This is a genomic window from Clostridium autoethanogenum DSM 10061, assembly GCF_001484725.1.
GTDB classification, from domain to species: Bacteria; Bacillota; Clostridia; order Clostridiales; family Clostridiaceae; genus Clostridium_B; species Clostridium_B ljungdahlii.
Genome location: NZ_CP012395.1, coordinates 1,008,179 through 1,029,971, shown reverse-complemented (window position 1 = coordinate 1,029,971; position 21,793 = coordinate 1,008,179). Strand labels below are relative to the sequence as shown.

At 29.3% G+C, this 21,793-nt stretch carries 22 protein-coding genes and 1 pseudogene; 15 read left to right on the top strand and 8 right to left on the bottom strand.

All coding sequences use genetic code 11. The annotated features are described in order from the left end of the window. The 4 genes from CLAU_RS04545 to CLAU_RS04530 are packed head-to-tail and all read right to left on the bottom strand — an operon-like array spanning nucleotide 1 to nucleotide 4,045. Complete coding sequence (locus CLAU_RS04545) at nucleotides 1–1,149, bottom strand: 4Fe-4S binding protein (protein WP_013239601.1); 1,149 nt, start codon at nucleotides 1,147–1,149, stop codon at nucleotides 1–3. After that, nucleotides 1,136–1,561 carry an SHOCT domain-containing protein gene (locus tag CLAU_RS04540; RefSeq protein ID WP_013239600.1) on the bottom strand — a complete coding sequence of 142 codons (426 nt, stop codon included), beginning with the start codon at nucleotides 1,559–1,561 and terminating at the stop codon, nucleotides 1,136–1,138. The genes CLAU_RS04545 and CLAU_RS04540 overlap by 14 nt, the downstream gene beginning before the upstream one ends. Continuing rightward, the gene (locus CLAU_RS04535) at nucleotides 1,558–3,360 is read right to left on the bottom strand and encodes an ATP-binding protein (protein WP_013239599.1); all 1,803 of its coding nucleotides are present in this window, start codon (nucleotides 3,358–3,360) and stop codon (nucleotides 1,558–1,560) included. Before CLAU_RS04535 ends, CLAU_RS04540 begins: the two co-directional genes overlap by 4 nt. Beyond that, nucleotides 3,353–4,045 carry a response regulator transcription factor gene (locus tag CLAU_RS04530; RefSeq protein WP_013239598.1) on the bottom strand — a complete coding sequence of 231 codons (693 nt, stop codon included), beginning with the start codon at nucleotides 4,043–4,045 and terminating at the stop codon, nucleotides 3,353–3,355. Before CLAU_RS04530 ends, CLAU_RS04535 begins: the two co-directional genes overlap by 8 nt. A gap of 220 nt (nucleotides 4,046–4,265) precedes the next feature. Here CLAU_RS04530 and CLAU_RS04525 point away from each other — a divergent pair, with 220 nt between their 5' ends. Continuing rightward, nucleotides 4,266–4,718 carry a DUF2680 domain-containing protein gene (locus tag CLAU_RS04525; RefSeq protein WP_023162027.1) on the top strand — a complete coding sequence of 151 codons (453 nt, stop codon included), beginning with the start codon at nucleotides 4,266–4,268 and terminating at the stop codon, nucleotides 4,716–4,718. 246 nt (nucleotides 4,719–4,964) lie between these two features. Next, nucleotides 4,965–5,439: pseudogene (gene tnpA, locus CLAU_RS04520) on the top strand (IS200/IS605 family transposase). Nucleotides 5,440–5,707: 268 nt separating this feature from the next. Here the strand turns inward: tnpA and nhaA are convergent. Beyond that, nucleotides 5,708–6,898 carry a Na+/H+ antiporter NhaA gene (nhaA, locus tag CLAU_RS04515; RefSeq protein ID WP_023162025.1) on the bottom strand — a complete coding sequence of 397 codons (1,191 nt, stop codon included), beginning with the start codon at nucleotides 6,896–6,898 and terminating at the stop codon, nucleotides 5,708–5,710. A 227-nt stretch (nucleotides 6,899–7,125) separates the two neighbouring features. Here nhaA and CLAU_RS04510 point away from each other — a divergent pair, with 227 nt between their 5' ends. The 12 genes from CLAU_RS04510 to CLAU_RS04460 all read left to right on the top strand — a co-directional run bounded on the left by CLAU_RS04510 (nucleotide 7,126) and on the right by CLAU_RS04460 (nucleotide 16,900). Further along, the gene (locus CLAU_RS04510; protein WP_023162024.1) at nucleotides 7,126–7,578 is read left to right on the top strand and encodes a CBO0543 family protein; all 453 of its coding nucleotides are present in this window, start codon (nucleotides 7,126–7,128) and stop codon (nucleotides 7,576–7,578) included. A gap of 92 nt (nucleotides 7,579–7,670) precedes the next feature. Beyond that, the gene (locus CLAU_RS04505; RefSeq protein WP_023162023.1) at nucleotides 7,671–8,204 is read left to right on the top strand and encodes a DUF421 domain-containing protein; all 534 of its coding nucleotides are present in this window, start codon (nucleotides 7,671–7,673) and stop codon (nucleotides 8,202–8,204) included. 168 nt (nucleotides 8,205–8,372) lie between these two features. Next, a complete protein-coding gene (locus CLAU_RS04500) occupies nucleotides 8,373–8,666 on the top strand; it encodes an ArsR/SmtB family transcription factor (protein WP_023162022.1) in 294 nt (97 codons plus the stop codon). Between the two features lie 173 nt (nucleotides 8,667–8,839). Then, the gene (locus CLAU_RS04495) at nucleotides 8,840–9,079 is read left to right on the top strand and encodes a thioredoxin family protein (RefSeq protein WP_023162021.1); all 240 of its coding nucleotides are present in this window, start codon (nucleotides 8,840–8,842) and stop codon (nucleotides 9,077–9,079) included. A 115-nt stretch (nucleotides 9,080–9,194) separates the two neighbouring features. Then, the gene (locus tag CLAU_RS04490; RefSeq protein WP_023162020.1) at nucleotides 9,195–10,163 is read left to right on the top strand and encodes a permease; all 969 of its coding nucleotides are present in this window, start codon (nucleotides 9,195–9,197) and stop codon (nucleotides 10,161–10,163) included. A gap of 437 nt (nucleotides 10,164–10,600) precedes the next feature. Continuing rightward, complete coding sequence (locus CLAU_RS04485; protein ID WP_013239591.1) at nucleotides 10,601–10,888, top strand: ArsR/SmtB family transcription factor; 288 nt, start codon at nucleotides 10,601–10,603, stop codon at nucleotides 10,886–10,888. Between the two features lie 100 nt (nucleotides 10,889–10,988). Beyond that, nucleotides 10,989–11,351, top strand: coding sequence for a C-GCAxxG-C-C family (seleno)protein (locus CLAU_RS04480; RefSeq protein ID WP_013239590.1), 363 nt, complete (start codon nucleotides 10,989–10,991; stop codon nucleotides 11,349–11,351). 125 nt (nucleotides 11,352–11,476) lie between these two features. Beyond that, nucleotides 11,477–11,776: a HesB/IscA family protein gene (locus CLAU_RS21435; protein WP_338032499.1), complete on the top strand. Its 300-nt coding sequence runs from the start codon at nucleotides 11,477–11,479 to the stop codon at nucleotides 11,774–11,776. Nucleotides 11,777–11,812: 36 nt separating this feature from the next. Further along, entirely contained in the window at nucleotides 11,813–12,373 is a 561-nt protein-coding gene (locus tag CLAU_RS04475) for a class I SAM-dependent methyltransferase (protein ID WP_023162018.1), read from the top strand. A gap of 224 nt (nucleotides 12,374–12,597) precedes the next feature. After that, on the top strand, nucleotides 12,598–15,117 hold the full coding sequence (locus tag CLAU_RS04470) for a CoA-disulfide reductase (protein WP_023162017.1): 2,520 nt from the start codon (nucleotides 12,598–12,600) through the stop codon (nucleotides 15,115–15,117). Nucleotides 15,118–15,182: 65 nt separating this feature from the next. Further along, nucleotides 15,183–15,545 (top strand): sulfite exporter TauE/SafE family protein, encoded by a 363-nt coding sequence (locus CLAU_RS04465; protein ID WP_013239586.1) that lies wholly within the window; start codon nucleotides 15,183–15,185, stop codon nucleotides 15,543–15,545. A gap of 143 nt (nucleotides 15,546–15,688) precedes the next feature. After that, nucleotides 15,689–16,900, top strand: coding sequence for a YecA/YgfB family protein (locus tag CLAU_RS04460; RefSeq protein WP_023162016.1), 1,212 nt, complete (start codon nucleotides 15,689–15,691; stop codon nucleotides 16,898–16,900). 52 nt (nucleotides 16,901–16,952) lie between these two features. On the opposite strand, the gene CLAU_RS04455 is transcribed toward CLAU_RS04460, so the two are convergent. Further along, entirely contained in the window at nucleotides 16,953–17,591 is a 639-nt protein-coding gene (locus CLAU_RS04455; RefSeq protein WP_023162015.1) for a TetR/AcrR family transcriptional regulator, read from the bottom strand. 166 nt (nucleotides 17,592–17,757) lie between these two features. Here CLAU_RS04455 and CLAU_RS04450 point away from each other — a divergent pair, with 166 nt between their 5' ends. After that, a complete protein-coding gene (locus tag CLAU_RS04450) occupies nucleotides 17,758–19,203 on the top strand; it encodes an MFS transporter (RefSeq protein WP_023162014.1) in 1,446 nt (481 codons plus the stop codon). A gap of 347 nt (nucleotides 19,204–19,550) precedes the next feature. Here CLAU_RS04450 and CLAU_RS04445 read toward each other — a convergent pair whose 3' ends face one another. Together CLAU_RS04445 and pdxR are read right to left on the bottom strand one after the other, a co-directional pair. Beyond that, nucleotides 19,551–20,243 (bottom strand): aspartate/glutamate racemase family protein, encoded by a 693-nt coding sequence (locus CLAU_RS04445; protein WP_013239582.1) that lies wholly within the window; start codon nucleotides 20,241–20,243, stop codon nucleotides 19,551–19,553. A gap of 14 nt (nucleotides 20,244–20,257) precedes the next feature. Continuing rightward, nucleotides 20,258–21,712, bottom strand: a complete 1,455-nt coding sequence (pdxR, locus tag CLAU_RS04440) for a MocR-like pyridoxine biosynthesis transcription factor PdxR (RefSeq protein WP_023162013.1) — start codon at nucleotides 21,710–21,712, stop codon at nucleotides 20,258–20,260. Between the last annotated feature and the right edge of the window lie 81 nt (nucleotides 21,713–21,793).

The following is a 21,793-nucleotide window of genomic DNA, read 5'->3' as shown; positions in this document are numbered from 1 at the left end:
TTACTTCAGTGCTTCTCTAGCTTTTTCCACTTTAAAATCGGCAATAAAGTTTTTAATGTCTTTTAATTTTGTATCCTTTGGAATGGAATTAGGTATATTAAGTTTTTTATACAATTCGTTTAAATCAACTTTAAATGCTTCAGATACTTCTTGCAAAGTCATATAACCTTTTATTTCTTCAGGATTTATTTTAATTTCAGAAGTTTTAGTGCCAGAGGCAGTTGTAGTTTCAAGAGATATTTTAGGAGGCGTATCCTGGTATATTCCTGTAAGTTTAGTAATGCCTATTCCTCCAAAGAACAATAAAATTACAAAGCTTAAAATAAATACTGGTTTAACGGATTTATTTTTAATTTTAAATTCTAAGGCATTTTTTTCAGGACAAGATAGTATACAAGTTTGACAATTAATACATTCAGCAGATTTAATTTCTTTAAGCTCAGAAACTTTAATATTAACAGGACAATTTTTGCTGCATAGACCACAATTAATACAGGTATCATTATTTCTTACTATTTTTGCTGGACTTATTCTTGAAATTATGCCGTAAAATGCACCCATAGGACAAAGGTATTTACAAAAGAATCTGTCATATAATAAAGAGCCAATTATAGTGACTATTAGTATAATAAAAGCAATTAGGTATTCGCCAGTAAGGGAAGATATGCCTTCAGATATATGCCCATATGCTGCCCAGGGGTCATAGGGATTCATCCACAAACCAGCAGTTTTCCATGCGAAATATAGTGTTATTGCAAGGACAATGTACTTAAGGTATCTTAAAGGCTTGTCTATATTTGATGGTACAGTAAGTCTCGTTTTAAATATTTTTTTGCCTATAATCCCAAAGAACTCTTGAAGAGCACCAAAAGGACATATAAGCCCACAAAAGCTTTTCCTGAAGATCAGTGCGATTAATAATGTTATGATAAGGAGAATAAGTGTACCTGAAAATATTTTTTGTATAAATGTTCCGCCAAAGATCAAGCTGTAAAGTGATTCTAAGGCTCCATAGGGACACAGTGCATGTATAGATGGTGATTTGCTGCCTCCAAGCAGTTGATGGAGGTAAGCTTCAATTGTAATAAGTATCAAGAACACTGCAAGTAAAAAGTAGCGTAAGCTTTTTAATAATTTATTGCTTTTCATTCATTTGTCCTCCTGATATTTTTAATTTAAATTTATCATAGGAAAGTTTCCCCTTTGCAAGTTCTTCACATATAGAAGCATTATAATTATTACTTTCAATTTCATTTTTGATATTTAAAAATTCTTTTGTAGTTATTTCACATTTTGCATATCTTTCAATAAGTATAGGGGTATAAGAATTTGAATATTTAATATCTTCAATAATAGATTTCCTTTCTATAAATTCATCGGCAGTAAGGGCACCAGAAGCATATTCTTCTTTAAGTATATCTAGAAGCCTTATTATAAAGGAATTTAAAGAAGGCTTACTTTTTAATACTAAAAATATTAAGACTGAAATAATTAATAGAAGAAATATTAAAATATAAGAACCATAAAACCCTAGTCCCATATGATATCCATGTCTCATCATAATTTCACCTCATTTTTAGACTTTGCTGGAAAAGAAATAGTTATTCTTGTTCCTTTTGTAAGTTCACTTTCTATAGAAAAATGTCCATTTAAAACTTTTACTAATCTTTTTGCAATTGAAAGTCCAAGTCCAGTTCCACCAGCGTTTGAAGTTCTTGATTTGTCAGCTTTGAAAAATTTTTCACCTAAATACTGAATTTCATCTTCGGGTATACCAATTCCATTGTCTTCAATAGTTATACAAATATTTTCATTATCAGAACATGAGGATATCTTTAACTTACCTTTATTTTGTGAAAATTTAATTCCATTATCTAAAAATATTATGAGTAATTGCTTCAACTTGTCATAGTCACTAAATAATGGTGGTAAATTATTCTGTAAAGATAGCTGCAAATCTATGGATTTAGCATCTATTAGGGGCTTAATACTTCGTATGGTGTCATTAACTAGCATATTGATATCTAGTTCATTAAAATCAATCTCTAATTTACCGGATTCTAATTTGCTTAAATTAAGCAAATCTTTAACCATTCTTTCAAGCCTGTTAGTTTCATTTAGGAGTGTAATACAGGTATCTTGTATACATTCTGGTTGAGTTATTCCATCTACAATAGATTCTAAGTTGCCTTTTATGACTGTTAAAGGAGTTCTAAATTCATGTGAAACATTTGAAATAAAGTCTTTTCGCATTTGTTCAAGTTTTTCTTTTTCACTTACATCTTGAATAAGAATTACACCACCTATAACTTGATTTAAATTATTTTTTATAGGAGATATAGAGAAATTTAATACTTTATTTAGATATTCTTTTACTGTAGATTTTTTAGTATCATTTGATATAGTAAAATTAAACTCTTCAATTATATTTAAATTTAGTAATATTTCATTAACTTTTGTGTCTGATTCAATGTTCTTTAAAGACAGCAGTTCTAAGGTAGAGTGATTAATATTTATAATATGAAAATTTGTATCTAGAGATAAAATACCCTCGCTCATACTTGTTAGTACATTACTTAACTTAGTTTTTTCTTCAAAAAGTTTGCCTATGGTGTACTGAAGTTTTAGAGATAATAAATCAAATGAATTTGATAATTCTCCAATTTCATCTTTATGATATATATTTGTCTTTATTCCATAGTGACCTCTTGCCAGTTCAAGTGCAGATGAATTTATTTTTTTTAATGGTTTAGATATATTTTTGGAAAAATAATATCCCATAAATCCAGCAAGGCATATTTCGCCTATAAGAGTTAAAACTATATATATAAAAAATTTGTTCATAGAATTTGATAAATCATATAAAGAAGAATTAAGAATTACTGCACCTATTACAGTGCTGCTGCTATTTTTTATTGGAACTGCTGTAGTCATCATGTATTCTTTATAGTAAGGGTTGTATATCTCACCGTATGTTTCTGAACCAGTGAATACTTTTTTAGTAATAGAATTGTATGTTTTTTTTACATCTGCATCGTTAATGTAAGTGAGAGCAGTATCTTTATTATTTGACGCACTTATAATATTTTTATTGGAATCTAGTATCCAAAGTTTTGCGTTATCAATGGAGTCTATTAAATTTATAATATTTACAAAACTTTTTTCTTTAGTGCTTTGAGACATATAAGGCCTAATAGTATTTGAAATTTCTAAAGCATGTTTTTTCATATTATTTCTTTTGATTTCATAGATATTGTTTTTAAATACATTTAATGCAATAATTCCAATTAAAAGAGTTGAAACGATAACAATTGTTAAAAAGCCAAGGGTAAGCTTAAAAGTAATATTTTTTTTAAACATCTTTCACCTCAAATTTATATCCTATAGCCCAAATAGTTTTAATGTCCCAGTTATATTGCCCATTAAGGTGAAGTTTTGACCTTATCCTTTTTATATGGGTATCTACTGTCCTTGGGTCTCCAAAGTAATCCACACCCCATATGTTGTCCAGTAAATCATCCCTTGAAACTATTTTGTTAGGTGAACTTGAGAGCATCCATAAAACCTCAATTTCTTTTTTAGTAAGATTAATATTCTTACCTTTTAGTTTAACTGAGTAATTGTCAATGTCTAATTCAAGAGATTCATATTTAATTAGTGACATTTTATTACTTTCGGGAAAAGTAATTCTTCTTAAGACAGCCTTTATCCTTGCTACTACTTCTCCAGGGCTAAATGGCTTTACAATATAATCATCAGCGCCGGAATTTAACCCTAAAATTTTGTCGGCATCTTCACTTTTGGCTGTTATCATTATTATTGGAGTATTTGATTTTTCTCTTATTTTATTGCAAACCTCAATTCCATCCATTAAGGGCATCATAATGTCAAGTAAGATTAACTGTGGATTATAATGGTTAAATTTTAATAATGCTTCTTCTCCATCAAGGGCAAAAATTACAGTAAAGCCCTCTTTTTCTATATAAGGCTTTAAGATTTTAATAATTTCTATATTATCATCAGCAATTAAAATATTTTTATCCATCTTGTATCACCTCGTTATCTTGGTTAGATTATATCATCCGTAATAATTAGAAGTGTGAAATAATTGTGGACTATATTTGTTATGATTGTGATTTAATTGTAAACATATTCAAGTAAATTTTAATAAATATAACACAATTAGGACACTTTTTTATATTGAAATTTATTTATTATCATAGTATACCCAACAAATTGAAAGTAAAATTAAGGAGGAATGAAAAGTGAAAGGAAAGAATTTTTTAGCAGCATTGGCGGTGGTATTGGTAGTAGGAGCAAGCGCCACCGTTTATGCAGAAACAACAACTAATTATACAAATCATGGATTAGGATTTGGAAGAATAACTTCCATGAGAGGCTATGATTATGTATCTTCTGTATTAAAGGACAAACTTGGAATGACGGACAAGGAAATAACCGATGGCTTAAATTCAGGAAAGACCATGTATGATTTGGCAAAAGACAAGGGTATGACTATTGACGAATTCAAAGCAGCACTAATTAAAGAAAAGTCAAAATCTATTGATGAAGCAGTATCAAAGGGAACAATTACAAAAGAGCAGGGTGATTCTTTAAAAGAAAATATAAAAAATAATGTAAATAACTGCAGTAGAAATGTTGGTCAGGCACATGGAAATGGCATAAGAGGAAATGGTAAAATGTTAGGTAATAAGTAAAGATAGTTTAATCTACATGATTTCTACACAACTTTTGGATATAATGAAACAAAAATATGGAGGTGTTATTTAGGTAGAAATCCGTAGGAAAACATATTCTTACGGATTTTTTGTATCTAGAATACCACAGGTTTTACCTGTGGTTCCGGAAAGCTTATAGCTATGAGTAGAAAAAAGAAAAACTCCAATATAAAATAGAAGTGGGTTTGCCAACCACAACTAAAATATATTGGAGGTGTGTCCGAAATGGACAATAGTAGTTTAGCACACAGCAAATGGAATTGTAAATATCATATAGTTTTTTGCACCAAAATACAGAAGGCAAATAATATATGGAAAGATAAAAGCAGATATAGGGTTAATACTAAGAAAATTATGTGAGCAAAAAGGTGTTGAAGTTATTGAAGCTAATGCATGTAAAGACCATATACATATGCTGGTAAGTATACCACCTAAATTAAGTGTATCGTAGTTTATGGGATATCTGAAAGGAAAAAGTTCACTGATGATTTTTGATAGACATGCAAATTTAAAATATAGATATGGTAATAGGCAATTTTGGTGTAAAGGGTACTATGTTGATACTGTAGGAAGGAATAAAAAAATCATAGAAGAATATATAAAAAATCAAATACAAGAAGATATAGCATACGAACAAATGAGTTTAAAAGAGTATATTGACCCATTTACGGGTGACAAAATAAAAAAAGGCAAAAAATAAAGCACCTTTTAGGTGCAGCCTGTAAAGGCATGCGGTTGGCAGACCGTTCAGTGTGCGAGTAGCACTGACAGTAACATGCCCTTATAGGGCTAGAGCAAACCACCCGTTTTACGGGTGGTGCTGATTTGTATGCTATGTATAGTATATATGAAATACTTTTACTATAATGCTCAATATAAGAATATTCCATCTCTAAAATTGTTTAAAAAGGTTGTTTAACAAAGCTTTTATTTGAAAATAAACTTTGAACTTTTTGAAAAATTCGTTATTAACTTTTTAATTTTATAAGTTTAAAAACTATTGTGCCTAATATTGCAGTTAGAATTGAGGCTATCATAATACTCATTTTGGCTGTAGATAATACTGTTTCATCTGCAAATGACAAAGATGAAACAAATAATGACATAGTAAATCCAATACCACCAAGCACACTTGCACCATATAAATGTCTTTTAGTTACTTGAGATGGAAGTTTGGCAATTTTTAGCTTTAATAAAATATATGAAACTCCAAATATACCTACTTGTTTACCAATAAATAGACCAAAAATAATTCCTAAACTAACTGGTTCCAATATGATTGTTGAGAAATTATTAATATCAATAGTTATACCTGAATTTGCTAGTGCAAATATTGGCATAATTATAAAGCTAGACCATGGCACTAATATATTTTCAAGTCTATGTAAAATTGATGTCTTAAATTCATTAATAGTTTTCCCTATTGGCAATATCATTCCAAGTAGTACTCCAGCAATTGTTGAATGTATTCCTGATTTTAAAATGCAAATCCATAGGAGAATTCCACAAATAATATATAAAGATATGAATTTAACTTTAAGTCTATTAGCTAATATAAGAACAATTAAAATAGCTAATCCTATAACTAAAGCACCCCAAGAAATTTGATTAGTATAAAATATAGCAATTACAATGATAGCTCCTAAATCATCAACTATAGCTAAAGCTGTAAGAAAGACTATTATCCCTTTAGGTGCTTTTTTACCTGCCAATGAAAGTATTCCTAAAGCAAAGGCAATATCTGTTGCCATTGGAATTCCCCAACCAGTGATAGTTGGTTCTCTATAATTAAATATTATATAAATAATTGCTGGTACAATCATTCCTCCTATAGCAGCAGAGATAGGTAGTATAGTTTTTTTAAAAGATTTAAGCTCTCCGAATACCACTTCTCGTTTAATTTCCATACCAACTACTAAGAAAAATACAGCCATTAATCCATCATTAATCCAGTGAATAACTGACAGTGATAGAGAAAATTGCTTATATCCAATAGTTATATATGTATGGAGTATATTATTGTATGTTGTAGTATAACTAGAATTTGCAATTATTATTCCAATAATAGCAAAACTTATAAGTATTAGACCACTGATAGATTCACTTTTAAAAAAATATAAAAATGGATTTAAAATTTTATTGTAAACTTTATTTTTCATGTCGCTCTCCTTTATATTATTATATATACCCTAAAATTTTAGTTTAAATTAAAAATTACAACTACAGGTTCAGTATCTATTCGCAATTTCAAAAAATCTAACCCTAAAAAATATGGGTATACTCTATAAAGAGTTTCCCACCCCAGAAACTAAAATTGCTTGAAAACAAATTATAAAATTTTCTTGGGGAATAATAGAAGTAAAATATTAGGTGGAGGAGATAGTATATGATTTTAAATATAGTATTAGGTTTTATAATTCTTTGGATATTTGGAGTAATACTTTATTTTAAAGATAAAAAAACAGTATTAATTATTGCTCCTTTTTCGTCAATATTAGGATATACAGTAAATGAATTCTGTTTTCATCTTAATTTTTGGAGGTTAGTACCTATAAATATTAATGATGATCTTACTTCTGTATCTGTAAATTTGGGGTTATATCCTATTTTGGGATCTTATTTGATTTACTATATTTCAAAAAAGCATATAAACTCTTATTCAATCACTTTGATTTTTACAATAGTTACTACAATATTAGAATATTTAGCAGTATTATTTAACTTAGTTTCCTATGGAAATGGGTGGAATATCGGGTGGACTTTTTTATCGTATCTTATTCCATATTTATTAGTATATTGGTATTATTTAAAGTTAAAAAAAATTAAAATATTTTGGTAGATAACAGCAATATACTTCCATTATTTTATTGGCTTTAGGAAGAATAATTAGAAGAAAAATGATATTTAGGACAACGTTTTTTGATTTTATAGTTGGAATTACCTTGGGGTCCTATTGCAGTAAGAATAGCATTGGGTTCACAAGAATCACCGCTATTAGCTTCAATTTCAGCAATTGTCATCACTATAATGGTTGTAATTTCAGATTATTTAGAGATTAAAAGCATTAAGTTTAGAAAATTAGTAGATGGGGAGCCAATTATACTAATAAATAATGGTAAACTATTAGATTATAATTTAAAGAAAGTAAAGATTACTATAAATAAGTTGTTGATGCAATTAAGAGAAAAAAATATATTTAATATAGATGATGTAGCACTTGCAATCATAGAGAGTGATGGAGAATTAACCGTACTACCCAAAGTAAATAAGCAACCAATAACAACTGGAGACTTAAATATTTCAACAAACTATACTGGATTAATGAGTGATATAATTGTTGACGGTAAGATAATGTATGATAATTTAAAGTCTGCTAATCATGATGAAAAATGGATTAAAAAACAGCTTAAAAGTTCTAATGTTTCTAATGTTGAGAACGTATTTTATGCTGGGTTAAATGCTTGAGAAATTTTATATGTTTCAGTAAAAACAAAGAAATGAAAGAAAAATGTTGGGTCAGTAATGATACACTGTTCTTAAATTACTTAATCAATATTGACATAATATATATTAATGTATATTATAAATATATAAGTATTTAATTATAAGGTTATCACTTTGCGGAGGAAAATGATGGATCAACAAGAAGTAAGTGTTAGAATTTTTAAAGCATTGGGGCATCCTATAAGATATAAAATAGTTAAGTTTTTATATGATGGTCCCAAATGTGTATGTAAATTAAATGAACATATAGAATTTAGTCAAGCTAATTTATCCCAGCATTTAAAAATACTTAAGGAAGCCGGCATATTATCATCCGAAAAAGTTGGCATGAATATTCATTATGGGATAAGTAGTGAAGAAATAAAAAGTATTATTGATAGTGTTGATAAACTTGCTGTGAGTTATTTGCATGATTCAAAATAAAATATCAAGTGATTCTTAGGTTCAGGTGGAGTTTGCTTATAAGGAATACCTTTTCTCCATCTGAACCTTAGAAGAACTTATCCAGGCGCGTAGCGGTGTTTATCCCACACTTTGAAGGAGATGGGGTGTTAGCAATGGTAGCGATCGGATAAATAAATTCAGGAGGTTTAATTATGGAAATAAAAATTTTAGGAACAGGATGCTCAAATTGTAAGAAACTTGAAGCAAATGCCAGGGAGGCGGCTAAAGAGTTCAATGGAGATGTTAAGATTACAAAAGTAGAGGATGTTAAGGATATTATGAAATATGGAGTTATGAGAACACCTGCTATAGTTATCAATGAAAAGGTTAAAATGGTTGGAAAGGTTTCAAGTGTTGATGAAATTAAAAAATACATTAATGATGAAAAATAAAAATAAACTATGTTAAAACGGGACTTGACCCTATTTTAATAGGATTAGAGTCCAATATTTTAAAAGAACATATAAGTATTTAATTATAAGGTTATAATTTAAAGGGAGAGATACTATGTTTACACCAGTACAAATTTTTGCTGATTGGATTATTTATAATGTATTTGGAATTGCTAAGGAAAGTAGAATTGGCAGTGCTTTAAATTTCTTTGTATTTGATACAATAAAGATATTTATTTTACTATTAATTATAATTTATGTAATAACTTTTATAAGAAGCTTCTTTCCACCGGAAAAAACGAAAAAGATACTTGCAAAGAGTAAAGGAAGTACATTTATTGGGCATGTTCTTGCAGCATTGCTTGGAATTGTCACACCATTTTGTTCATGTTCTGCAGTACCGCTTTTTATTGGTTTTGTTGAAGCAGGAGTACCTCTTGGAGTTACATTTTCTTTTTTAATAGCTGCGCCAATGGTAAATGAAGTTGCATTAGGACTTCTTTATGGTTTGTTTGGAATAAAAATAGCTGTGATTTATGTAGTTTCTGGTGAAATAATTGCAATAGTAAGTGGTATTATAATTGGAAAATTAAAAATGGAAAAGTATGTGGAAGGATATGTTTATGAAATGCAAATGAATTCTGATTTGGAATTGCCTGATCCAACTACAAAGGAAAGACTAATGGATTCATGGAATTTTACAAGAGATTTAATAAAGAAAATATGGCTATACGTAATAATCGGTATTGCTATAGGTGGCTTTATACATGGATGGATTCCAGCAGGAGCATTGGCAAAATATGCAGGAAAGAGTAACCCATTTGCAGTATTTGTAGCTGTTGTAATTGGAGTACCATTGTATTCCAATGCTGCTGGAGTAATTCCATTAGTTAGTGAACTTACAAGAGCTGGAGTTGCAATGGGAACATCACTAGCATTTATGATGGCAGTTACAGCACTTAGTTTACCAGAGGCAATTCTTTTAAGAAGGGTTTTAAAGCCTAAATTATTAGCAGTATTCTTTGGGGTAGTAGCGCTCGGAATAGTGTTTACTGGTTATTTATTTAATTTTGTAATAAGATAAATTAAAAAAGCAACGAAATAGATCTGCACTATGCACATATTGACAAAATTTAAGTAAAACAATAATATAGGTATTATAATTATATAGTAATGTTCTTATATAGTTATAATACTTTCACAGTTTATAAACTTTGCGAAGCAAAGCTTCGCAAGTTAAGAATTAATAATGAAAAATTAATAGTGAAGGATGATTTTTAGCTGTCGCAAAAAATCTTTAAATTTATATAAAGCAGCAATGTTTTGCTTTAGTAAAACGAGTGATGAAAAGCTTAATCAAAGATTTTTTGTAGTGTAACGGAAAAAAATCCACATTAACTATTAATTCTTCATTCTTAACTATTAATTAAAAATATTGCTTCGCAATGTTTTTATATTAAGTCAAAATTTTATATGTGCCAAATTTAATATAGTTATACACAAAAATATGGGAGGGTATAAATGCAAGAAATAGAAAAGGCTAAAATAATATCAAAACTACTAAGAGTATTGTCTAATGAAAATAGATTGGTAATAGTGTGCTATTTAATAGAAAAACCTATGACAGTAAGCGAACTTCATGAAAAAATGAGCTATTTAACTCAACCAGCTTTGTCCCAACATTTATCAATACTTAAAGCTAACAGAATATTGGATTCAAATAAAAGTGGATTGACAATAACTTATTTTATTAAAGACGAAAGGATAGTTAATATAATTCAAGTATTGAAGGAAAACTATTGTAAATAAAATTTATGATAAATGTAATTTGCATATTGACAAAAATAAAATAGCATCTTAATATAAGTATATAAGAAAGTTATTATATATTTATTAGGAGGGTAGCATTATGACAAAGGCATCAGAATATCATAAGCAAGGATATACCTGTGGAGAAGCTATAATTAAGGTGTATAATGAAAAAAATGGTACTAGCATTCCAATAAGCCTTGGCAGTGGCATGGGTGCAGGGTTTACTGTTGGAAGCACATGTGGAGCTGTTGGAGCTGCAGCTGTAATTATAGGTTTTATAAGGGGAAGAGAGAACGGTACAGAGAAAAATGAAGCAAGAGGACTTACAAGAGAATTAATGCAAGATGTAAAACAAAAATATGGGACAGAAACATGTAAAGATTTAAAGAGGAATGGTATAGGGTGTGCAGAAATTATAGAACATACTTTTGAAGGTTTAAATCATATTTTAAATAAATAATAGGAAAAATTTTTTTAACTATTATATTGCTATATTTAAATATAGAAATATAAATTTAACTTAAAAAATAATTTGTTATATAAATATAAGTTAAGATAAAAATATTAAAGAAAGGTGAATTTACTATGGTTAAGGTTACTAAGCGGGCGGTTGAAAAGTTTAATAAAATTAAGCAAAAAGATGAAAATATGTTAAATGCAATGTTAAGAATTAGTTTTGGAGGTTATGGCTGAGGTGGCCCCAAATTACAATTAGCTCTGGATGAGTTAAAAAATAATGACGATATACTTGTTAAAGTAGAAGGGATGAGTATTGTTTATAATTTGGATCTTGAAACATATGTAAATGGATCAGTTATTGATTATTCAAATAATTGGTTTAGCCCAGGATTCACTATAAGTAGTCCAAATTCTTCTTCATGTTAAAAATATAAATAACTGTGGAATGAAGGGAGTGGTTAAATGCATAAATTTGATATTAAAAAGTTAGAGAAATTGGATAATCTAAAAAGAAGAGAGAGTATGCCTCCTGAAGAAACTTTAAAAAAGTTTAAAATAGGGGATAAAGGTACATTGATTGATATAGGTTGCGGCATAGGTTATTTTACTATACCAGCATCAAAAATTATTACTAATGGAAATGTAATTGGTGTAGATATAATGACAGAAATTCTTGATATTGCGCGAGAAAAAGCAGGAGATATATCTAATATAGAATTTAAAAAAAGTGAAGAATATTCTTTTTTAGTAGAAGATAGTTCTATTGATTATGTTTTTGTATGTAATGTTGTTCATGAAATAGAGGATAAGGTAAGATTTTTCACTGAAGCAAAAAGAGTACTAAAAGATAAAGGATATGTTTATATAATTGATTGGGATAAAAGAGATATGAAAGATGGACCACCTGCAAATGAAAGAATATCAAAAGAAGAAGTAAGAAATTTAGTTGAAACTTTAGATTTTACATTTTTAGAGGAAGTAAATATTAATACTGAACATTATGGATTAAAATTTAAAATATAATGAAAAAGATATGTTTTAGTAAAAATTATTGACAATTATATCGTTATATCTCAATATATGAATGCAATAATCATACATGGTATTTGAAGAGAAGGGAAAGATTATAGATAAGAATTCTAATAAATATAATGCAACTGCTGAGATACTTAAATTATTATCACATTTGGTTGTATAGAAAAAGGCCTTTTAGATAACGGAGAATGTAATGATTGGAGGAAATATATATGAAAAAAATAGTGATAGTTGGAGGAGTAGCTGGAGGAGCATCAGCTGCTGCAAGACTTAGAAGACTTGATGAAAATGCAGAAATAATATTGTTTGAAAAAGGTGAATATATATCTTTTGCAAATTGTGGATTACCTTATTATATTGGGGAAACCATAAAAGAAAGAGAAAAGCTGTTAGTGCAAACTCCTGAGGCCATGAAGGCAAGTTTTAATATTGATATTAGAGTAAATAGTGAAGTAATAACAGTAGATACTAAAAGTAAAAAAGTAAGGGTTAGTAGTAAAGACAAGGGAGAGTATGAAGAAAACTATGATTATTTAATTTTATCACCTGGGGCAACTCCTATTAAACCCCCTATTCCTGGAATACAAAGTGACAAGATATTTACACTAAGAAATGTACCTGATACTGATAAAATAAAAGCTTATGTGGATAAAGAAAATGTAAAAAATGCAATTGTTATTGGTGGAGGATATATAGGAGTTGAAATGGCTGAGAATCTTAAAGAAAGAGCCTTAAATACAGCTTTAGTTGAAGCGGCACCACATATATTAGCACCTTTTGATTCAGAAATGGTAACTTTTGCAGAAAAAGAATTAGAGGATAACGGCGTAGGAATTGTATTAAATGACGGGGTTAAGGAATTTAAAGAAGAGGGAACAGGAGTAAATGTAATTCTAAACAGTGGAAAAATTTTGTATGCAGATATGATTATACTTGCTATAGGAGTAAAACCAGATACTGCCTTTTTAAAGGATTCAGGAATAGAGTTTGGACCTAAGGGCCATATAATAGTAAATAATAAAATGGAAACTAAAGTGGAAGGGGTATATGCAGTAGGAGATGCTATTGAAGTAGTTGATTTTGTAAATGAAAGTAAAACTGCTATTGCACTTGCTGGACCAGCAAATAAGCAGGGAAGGATTGCAGCAGATAATATATGTGGTTTAAATTCAACTTATAAAGGTACAATGGGAACAGCAATTATTAAAGTATTTGGGTTAACTGGTGCAAGTACAGGGAACAATGAAAGAACATTAAAATCAAAGAACATACCACATAAGGTTATATATCTTCATCCTAATTCAAGTGCTGGCTACTACCCAGGTGCAGCACCAATGACAATAAAGCTTATTTTCAATGATGAAGGAAAGATACTAGGAGCCCAAGCTTTTGGATATGCTGGGGTAGATAAGAGAATTGATGATATAGCTATTACTATGAGGCTTGGTGGAACGGTTTATGATTTAACAGAATTGGAACTTGCATATGCGCCTCCTTATTCTTCAGCTAAAGATCCTGTAAATATGGCCGGGTTTATTGCGGAAAATGTCTTAACTGGCAAAGATGAAATAATACTTACAGAGGACATAGATAATAGAGATAAGGATAAAACACAACTTGTTGATGTAAGAACTGAATTAGAATGCAGCAATGGAATCATAGAAGGAGCTATAAATATACCTTCAGAAGATATAAGAGCTAGAATGAATGAACTGGATAAAAGCAAAGAAATATTAATTTATTGTCAGGTAGGACTTAGAGGGTATATAGCTGCAAGAATTTTAAGGTCAAATGGATTTAAAGTCAAAAATCTAACAGGTGGATATAAAACCTATACTATGGGTAAGTTTAAACCAAGAGATGTTGTAATGAATAATAGTGGTGAAGGCGGTTCTATTGATTTAGGAGGGAAAAAATCTAATGTAAGTTTAGAGAGCAATTTAAATGAATATAAAGAAGCTGATGAAGTATATAAAAAAGGAGACTTTGACAAAAACCTTGATGCTTGCGGAATATGCTGCCCAGGACCTTTAATGCGTGTTAATAGTAATATACAGGATATGAAAGAAGGAGAAGTATTAAAGGTAATGTCATCGGATCAGGGATTTTATGAGGATATAAAATCTTGGTGTGAAAGAACTAATAATGAGCTCCTTAGCAGAGAAAAAGATAAAGGTAATATAATAGCTTTTATAAGAAAAGGTAATAAAAAACAAGCAGTTCCAAATAATAATTCAGTTAATACTGGTACCATTGCACAGAAAGATAATAAAACATTAGTTGTGTTTAGTGGAGATTTGGATAAAGCTTTAGCGTCCTTTATAATAGCTAACGGGGCAGCGGCTATGGGTAAAAAAGTTACAATGTTTTTTACCTTCTGGGGACTTAATATTTTAAGAAAGCATGAAAAAGTTAGTGTTTCAAAGGGATTCATGGATAAGATGTTTGGTTTTATGATGCCTAGAGGAGCTAAAAGGTTAAAACTTTCCAAAATGAATATGCTTGGTATGGGTACAAAAATGATGAAAATGGTAATGAGAAATAAAAATGTTTCTTCACTAGATGAGCTAATTAAAGCAGCTATTGACAGTGGAATAGAAATAGTTGCATGTCAGATGAGTATGGATGTAATGGGACTTAAACAAGAAGAACTAATAGATGGAGTTAAAGTAGGTGGTGTAGGATACTATTTAGGAGAAGCAGAAGATTCTAACGTTAATTTGTTTATATAAGATTATTTATCAATTGCAATAGATGTGCTCTGTAATTTATATAACGAGACAAGGAGGTTAAATAAGTGAGTAATATTGTTTTATTTATTGTTATTGGATGTATCGCAGGTATTTTGAGCGGATTATTTGGTATAGGTGGAGGAATTATAATAGTACCTGCATTAATTTATCTATGTGGATTTACCCAGTTAAAAGCCCAAGGCACATCTCTTGCAATTTTATTACCTCCGGTAGGCATACTTGCATTTATGGATTACTATAAAAATGGAAATGTCAATATTTTAGCAGGAATATTAATATGCATATTTTTAGTTATAGGCTCAGTTTTAGGAGCTAAAATGTCTCATGTAATACCAGTAGGTATTATGAGAAAATTATTTGGTATTTTAATGATGTTAATAGCTGTTAAATTAATTTTTAGTAAATAAAAATTAATTCAATAAATGTTTTGGGAATGAGAGGAATAAAAGAGAATGTTGCATTATTTCTATAAATGATATAAAATTTTCAGGTAAAGACATATTATGGTGTAGTAAATTTAATTTATAATTTTTAAGAGGTGTTTTATATATTGGAGGAAACTAAAGATAATACATATTTAAAAGTAAATGCCGCAAACAAAATTGCATGCGTAAGAAAGGAGGATGAATTTGAGGATTTTTCTTATGAAGATGAAGACAAGATAATGAAAACTGAATTAAAGAAAGAACTTAAAAGTTGGAAGCCTATTGAAGAAGACTTTTCACTGGAATATCATTTAAATAGACTAACAAAAGTTGAATTGCTGAATATAGCCAGAAATCTCTATATAAATAAAATTTCAAGTCTAAAGAAAGAGGAACTAAAAAATAGAATATTAGAATTATACGAGGAAAAGTCATATTTTCTTATAGAAAATATAGATGTTGAAAGATTTGAATTCTTAATTGACCTTGCAAGAAAAAAATTTTGTAAAGTTCGATATACAGATATACAAATAAATGATATTGGTTATTTTAGGGATATGGCATTTCTTTTTACAGGAATACTAAATGAAGAAGATGTCATTATTATGCCAGAAGAATTGCAAAAAATAGTTTTAACTAAAGATAACAAAAGTTTGAGAGATAGAATGAAAAATAATGGACAAGTTATAAAACTATTTTGGGGAATGTGTAATTATTATGGTGTTATTCATATTGATGATTTTAAGCAATTAATAAAAAAATATATTGATTTTGATTTATCAAGTATGGATCTTAAAATTGTATTAGAAAATGGAGCAGCTTATTATAATGAATTTGAGTATGATGGGAATATAGGTAATGATGTTTTAGTTGATAATGTGGATGATATATTTTTAAAGCAGCATAAAAGAATTGATTTGGATTTTTATCCTTTCAAAAAAGAAGAATTGTTGGCAGCAGCAAGAGCAGATTTTCAGGATAAAACAAAAGCATATAAGAAATTTCATAGCTTTTTAATAAATAATTTTGATATAGATGTTAATGTAGCAGAAGATTTAATATTTTCCTTAGAGGCAGATATTAAAAATGATGAAAAAGTTTCTGATGCTATTTCAGATTTCTTAAGTAACTTTCAGCTTTCGAATGTTGATGAATCAAATTTTATTGGAAGTGAAGTTATTAAATTTGCTAATAATATAAGGCAGTGGACTATAAAAGGATATACCCCTATGGAACTTAGTCAGCCTACTGCAGTTAACAAAAAAAAGATAGGAAGAAATGATCCTTGTCCTTGTGGAAGTGGAAAGAAGTATAAAAAGTGTTGTGGTAGAGGATAAAATCTTCAAATAAGAGTATATATACCTGCCATTTTAGCTATAATGGCAGGTATTAGTACTTATTTAAGTGATTTATTGGCTTCATTTTTAAATATCTACATAAAGCTTTAACAGTTTCATCTAAAATACGATTCCTGTCAATTGAGCTTTTATAAAGAGAAACATCGTCTACTACAGAATTTATAATAAGTGATGTAACTATGGCGGCAGCTTCATAATCGTCTATATCAATGTATTCTTTATATAGTTTTATAGAATAAAGTGCAGCATCTTGTATTTTTTGTCTTTGCTCATCTGAAAGTGCTGCAACCTCTGGATCATAGTAGTAAAGTGTTCTTACTTCTCTTTGAAAATCCACAGATTTATCATGAATATCTATAAGTATTAACATGAATTCACGGAAACATTCTTCTGGTGATTTAAAAAGCAGCATTTTATTCATAAATTCATCTCGAAGTTTATCAAATTGTGCCTGATATTTTTTAAGAATGTCTAAAAAAATTGTATGTTTATCTTTAAAGTAAGAATAAAGACATCCTATTGAAACACCAGCCTCAGTTGCTATTTCTGAGGTTGTTGTCTTGTAATACCCATTTTTACAAATCAGTTTATAGCCGGCTTTAAGTATTTTATCCTTTTTTTCTATACTTCTTTTTTGCTGGGGTTCTCTTATTTTACGTTCATTTATCATGTTATCACATCCCTTATATCAACATTTTAAAGAAATAATAATAGGTTGTCAATAAAAAATATGAATAAAAGTTCTTATTTATATATTGACTTATGGATAAACTTGGCGTAATATAATCAACATAAACAAGAATAAACATTCACATTCTGATTTGGAGGCTGTAAATATGAATTCAGTGAAAAGTAAAACAGGAGTAAGTACAGTAATTATAATTATGCTTGGCACATTTATATCTAGTTTTGATATAAATGTTGTAAATACCGCTCTGCCAATAATGCAGTCGTATTTTCATGCCGGTATGTCGTCTATAGAATGGATAATAGTAGGTTATTTAATGGTGCTTGGTGCAACACAGCTTACATTTGGAAGACTTTCCGATATGTTTGGACATAAGAAAATTTATGTAGCTGGTTTAATGTTATTTACAATAAGTTCCCTTTTTTGTGCACTATCAATGTCTATTGTCATGTTGATTATTTTTAGAATCACTCAAGCAACTGGAGCTTCTATGATTTCTTCCAGCGGCAGTCCAATTATAATTGATGCAGTAGAACCTAAAAATAGGGGAAAATCCTTAGGAATGATAGCCATTTCTGTAGCCGTGGCTGTTTGTACAGGTCCAGCATTAGGAGGACTTTTGGCTTCTAGGGCAGGTTGGAGCAGTATATTTTTTATAAATGTTCCAATTGGTATAGTTGTCTCTATATTAGCTATTAAAGTTATTAAAAAAGATGATAAAAGAAGAAATGAAGTTCAGTTTGATTTTGCAGGAAGTACATTAATTATTGCCGCGATCTTCTTAATATTACTTCCATTAAATCTTTTAAGTAAATCTTATTTTAATATTGGAAGCATTGTTTCTTTTTTAGGAGGTATTTTTGTACTTTTATTGTTTATTGCATTTGAAAAGAAATCTAAGCATCCAATACTTAATATGGAGCTTTTTAAAAATAGAGTTTTTACAGGAAGTACTTTTGCAGCTATGTTTTTTTACATGGGAGAATTTATTTTAGTTTTTCTAGCGCCTTATTATTTGCAAAAGATGAGAATGCTTACTCCTTTTATGTCTGGAGTAATGATGTTGCCTATGTCAATAGCTATGATTATAGCAGCTCCGTTAAGTGGTACAATCTCAGATAATTTTGATAGCCGCTATATAGGATGTATTGGACTTGCAGTAATGGCATTAGCTACTTTATTCGTTGGAGGATTTAATGCTTCAACACCAATTTGGATGTTAGCTGTAGTTTTCTTTATATATGGGTTAGGAGGGGGATTTTTTCAAACTCCAAATACCAGTGCAGTAATGGGAAGTGTAACTGCAGATAGAAGGGGAGTTGCCTCAGCAGCTCTTGGTACAATGAGAACTTTTGGAATGATGTCAGGGGAGGCAATTTCTGCAGCGCTTATTGCTTTTAGCATGAACAAGTCAGCACCTACATTTATATCAAAGGGGTTGAAAAGTACATTGCTGTGGCAAGCAGAATTTAGGTTTTCAACTAAGGTTACATGTATTGTAGCAGCAATATGTGTTATATCAGCAATAGTATTATCATTTATGCGTGGAAAGTCTGCAGCACCATGTGGGAATGCTGTAGTTAAAACAAATTAGTTGCCTGATATAGTTATATTACCATTGTCTGAGAAAATTTTGATATTGTTGTCATGGATATCTTAAAATCTATTACTTAATTTTTGCATATATAAAATTTTGACTTAATGTAAAAATATTGCGGAGCAATATTTTAAAGAACAAGGTTCAAAGTTCAAATATCAAATAAGGATAATTTTCTTCCTAACGTCAGGAAATATTAAAATTATAGATTTCCTGAGGTACGATGGAAATCATCTTTATCTGTTCTTTGTTATTTGAACTTTGTTATTTTCAAAAACTTTGCTTCACAAAGTTCTTAAACTGAGAAAGTTGAGTCTGTAAATAATAGATTTTGTCTATGCCATTTAATCTAAGGCAAACTCAACAGCAGAAACAGCATGAATTGCTGTTGTATCAAATATTGGAATGTTTACATCCTTTTGTTTTATCAAAAGAGGTATTTCAGTGCAGCCAAGAACTATTCCCTCAGCACCATTTAAAGATAACTTGTTTATTATTTTTTTATATTTTTCTCTTGATGGATCCTTTATTATACCTTTGCATAATTCATTGTATATGATTTGGTGAATAACTTCTCTATCATTTTCATCTGGAATACTTACGTTTATATTGAATTTATCTTTCAGCACTTTTTTATAAAAATCTTCTTCCATAGTAAATTTTGTTCCAAGGAGTCCTACAGTTTTTATATTTTTTTCAATTATTTTTTTACCTGCAGCTTCTGCTATATGTAAAACCTTGATTCCAACTTTACTTTCTATATCAGGAGCTAGTTTATGCATTGTATTAGTACATATTATGATAAAATCAGCGCCACCTTTTTTAAGACTTTGAGCAGCATTAACCATTATATTTGATAATTCCTCCCACTTATTTTGATGTTGAAGAATTTCTATTTCATTAAAGTCTACCGAATATAATATACATTCAGCTGAATGAAGTCCTCCTAAAGTTTTTTTAACAGTTTCATTTATAATTCTGTAATATTCCAAAGTGGATTCAAAACTCATACCGCCTATTAAACCAATTTTTTTCAATTTAAACATCTCCTTTAAATTATTTCAGATATACTAAGTTGCAATAACTTTATACCTTTTATAATTTCTTCATTTTTAGGATAAGTAAAATTTAACCTTATAAAATTACCTTTTTCATCTTTTTTAATGTAGAAGGAGTCTCCAGTGACATAATTTACTCCATTTTTTAAAGACCTTTTTAAAAGTGACTTTAAGCAAATATTATCTGGAAGCTTACACCAAATGTAAAAGCCACCTTCAGGTTTAAAAAACTTTATACTTCTAATATTGCTTGTAAGTTTTTCAGACATCAAATCTCTTTTTAGAGAATAGCTTTTTCTTATTTTTTTAACATGCTTTTTATAATAGCCCTGTCTTAAAAATTCACATACAATATGCTGACTTAAGGTATTTACATGTAAATCAGTAAGCTGCTTAAACAAACTCAGTTTAGCTATTACCCTTTCTGGAGCAGCGATCCAGCCCACTCTTAAACCGAGAGAAATTACTTTTGAAAAGGTACTTAAATATATTACATAACCACTTTTATCTAATGCTTTTAAAGGCGGAAGATAGTTACCTTCATATCTGAGTTCACCATAGGGATCATCTTCAATTATGGGAATTCCATATTTTTCTGAAATTTTAATGAGATCATATCTTCTTTCAAGACTCATAGTGATTCCTGTTGGATTTTGAAAATTTGGTATGGTATAAATAAATTTTGGGTTAAATTCGTTAATTAAATATTCTAGCACATCAACTCTCATACCGCATTTATCCATAGGAATACTTATGATTTTAGCACCCAGTGTCTGAAGAAGTTGGATAGCTCCGAAGAACGTTGGGTTTTCCACTAATATTACATCATTATAATTTACAAAAGTTCTTACAACTAAATCCAACCCCTGCTGAGAACCAGAAGTAACAATTATGTCGCTTGTAGATATTCTAACTTCTCTATTTAACATAAGTTTTTTAATTTCATTTTTTAAATCTTTGTTTCCAGATACTGGACTTTGAAAAAACATGTTCTTTGCTTCATTTTTTAATAAATCAATTTGTATTTTCTGAAATTCCAATTGAGGAAATAGATCTGGTGATGGCATACCACCACCAAAGGAAATCATTTTGCTATTGATATCGGTATTCATAATTTTAGTTATTGTATTGTCAAAATTATTATTTGAACTTTTGCTGTATATTTCGTCCCAAAACAAGTACTTTTTATGATCATTTTCCTCATGGTTATCGTAAAAGCTAATATAAGTGCCTCTTCTAGCATTTGAATCAATGAGACCTTTTTCTTTGAGCTCTTCATAAGCTTTAATTATGGTACTTCTATTAACTTTTAATGTATTTGCAAGTTGTCTTTCAGATGGTAATATGTAGTTTTTAGGAAGTATTTTGGAATAAATCATATTTTTTATTTGGTTTTCAATTTGAATGTATAAAGCAATTTTACTTTTCCTGTTTATTTTAATTTCCATATAATCACTCGCTTAGCTAAGGTTGTTCTTAAACTTATTATATCAACTTGAGTGTATTTCAAAAACATCCAGTTTAAATAT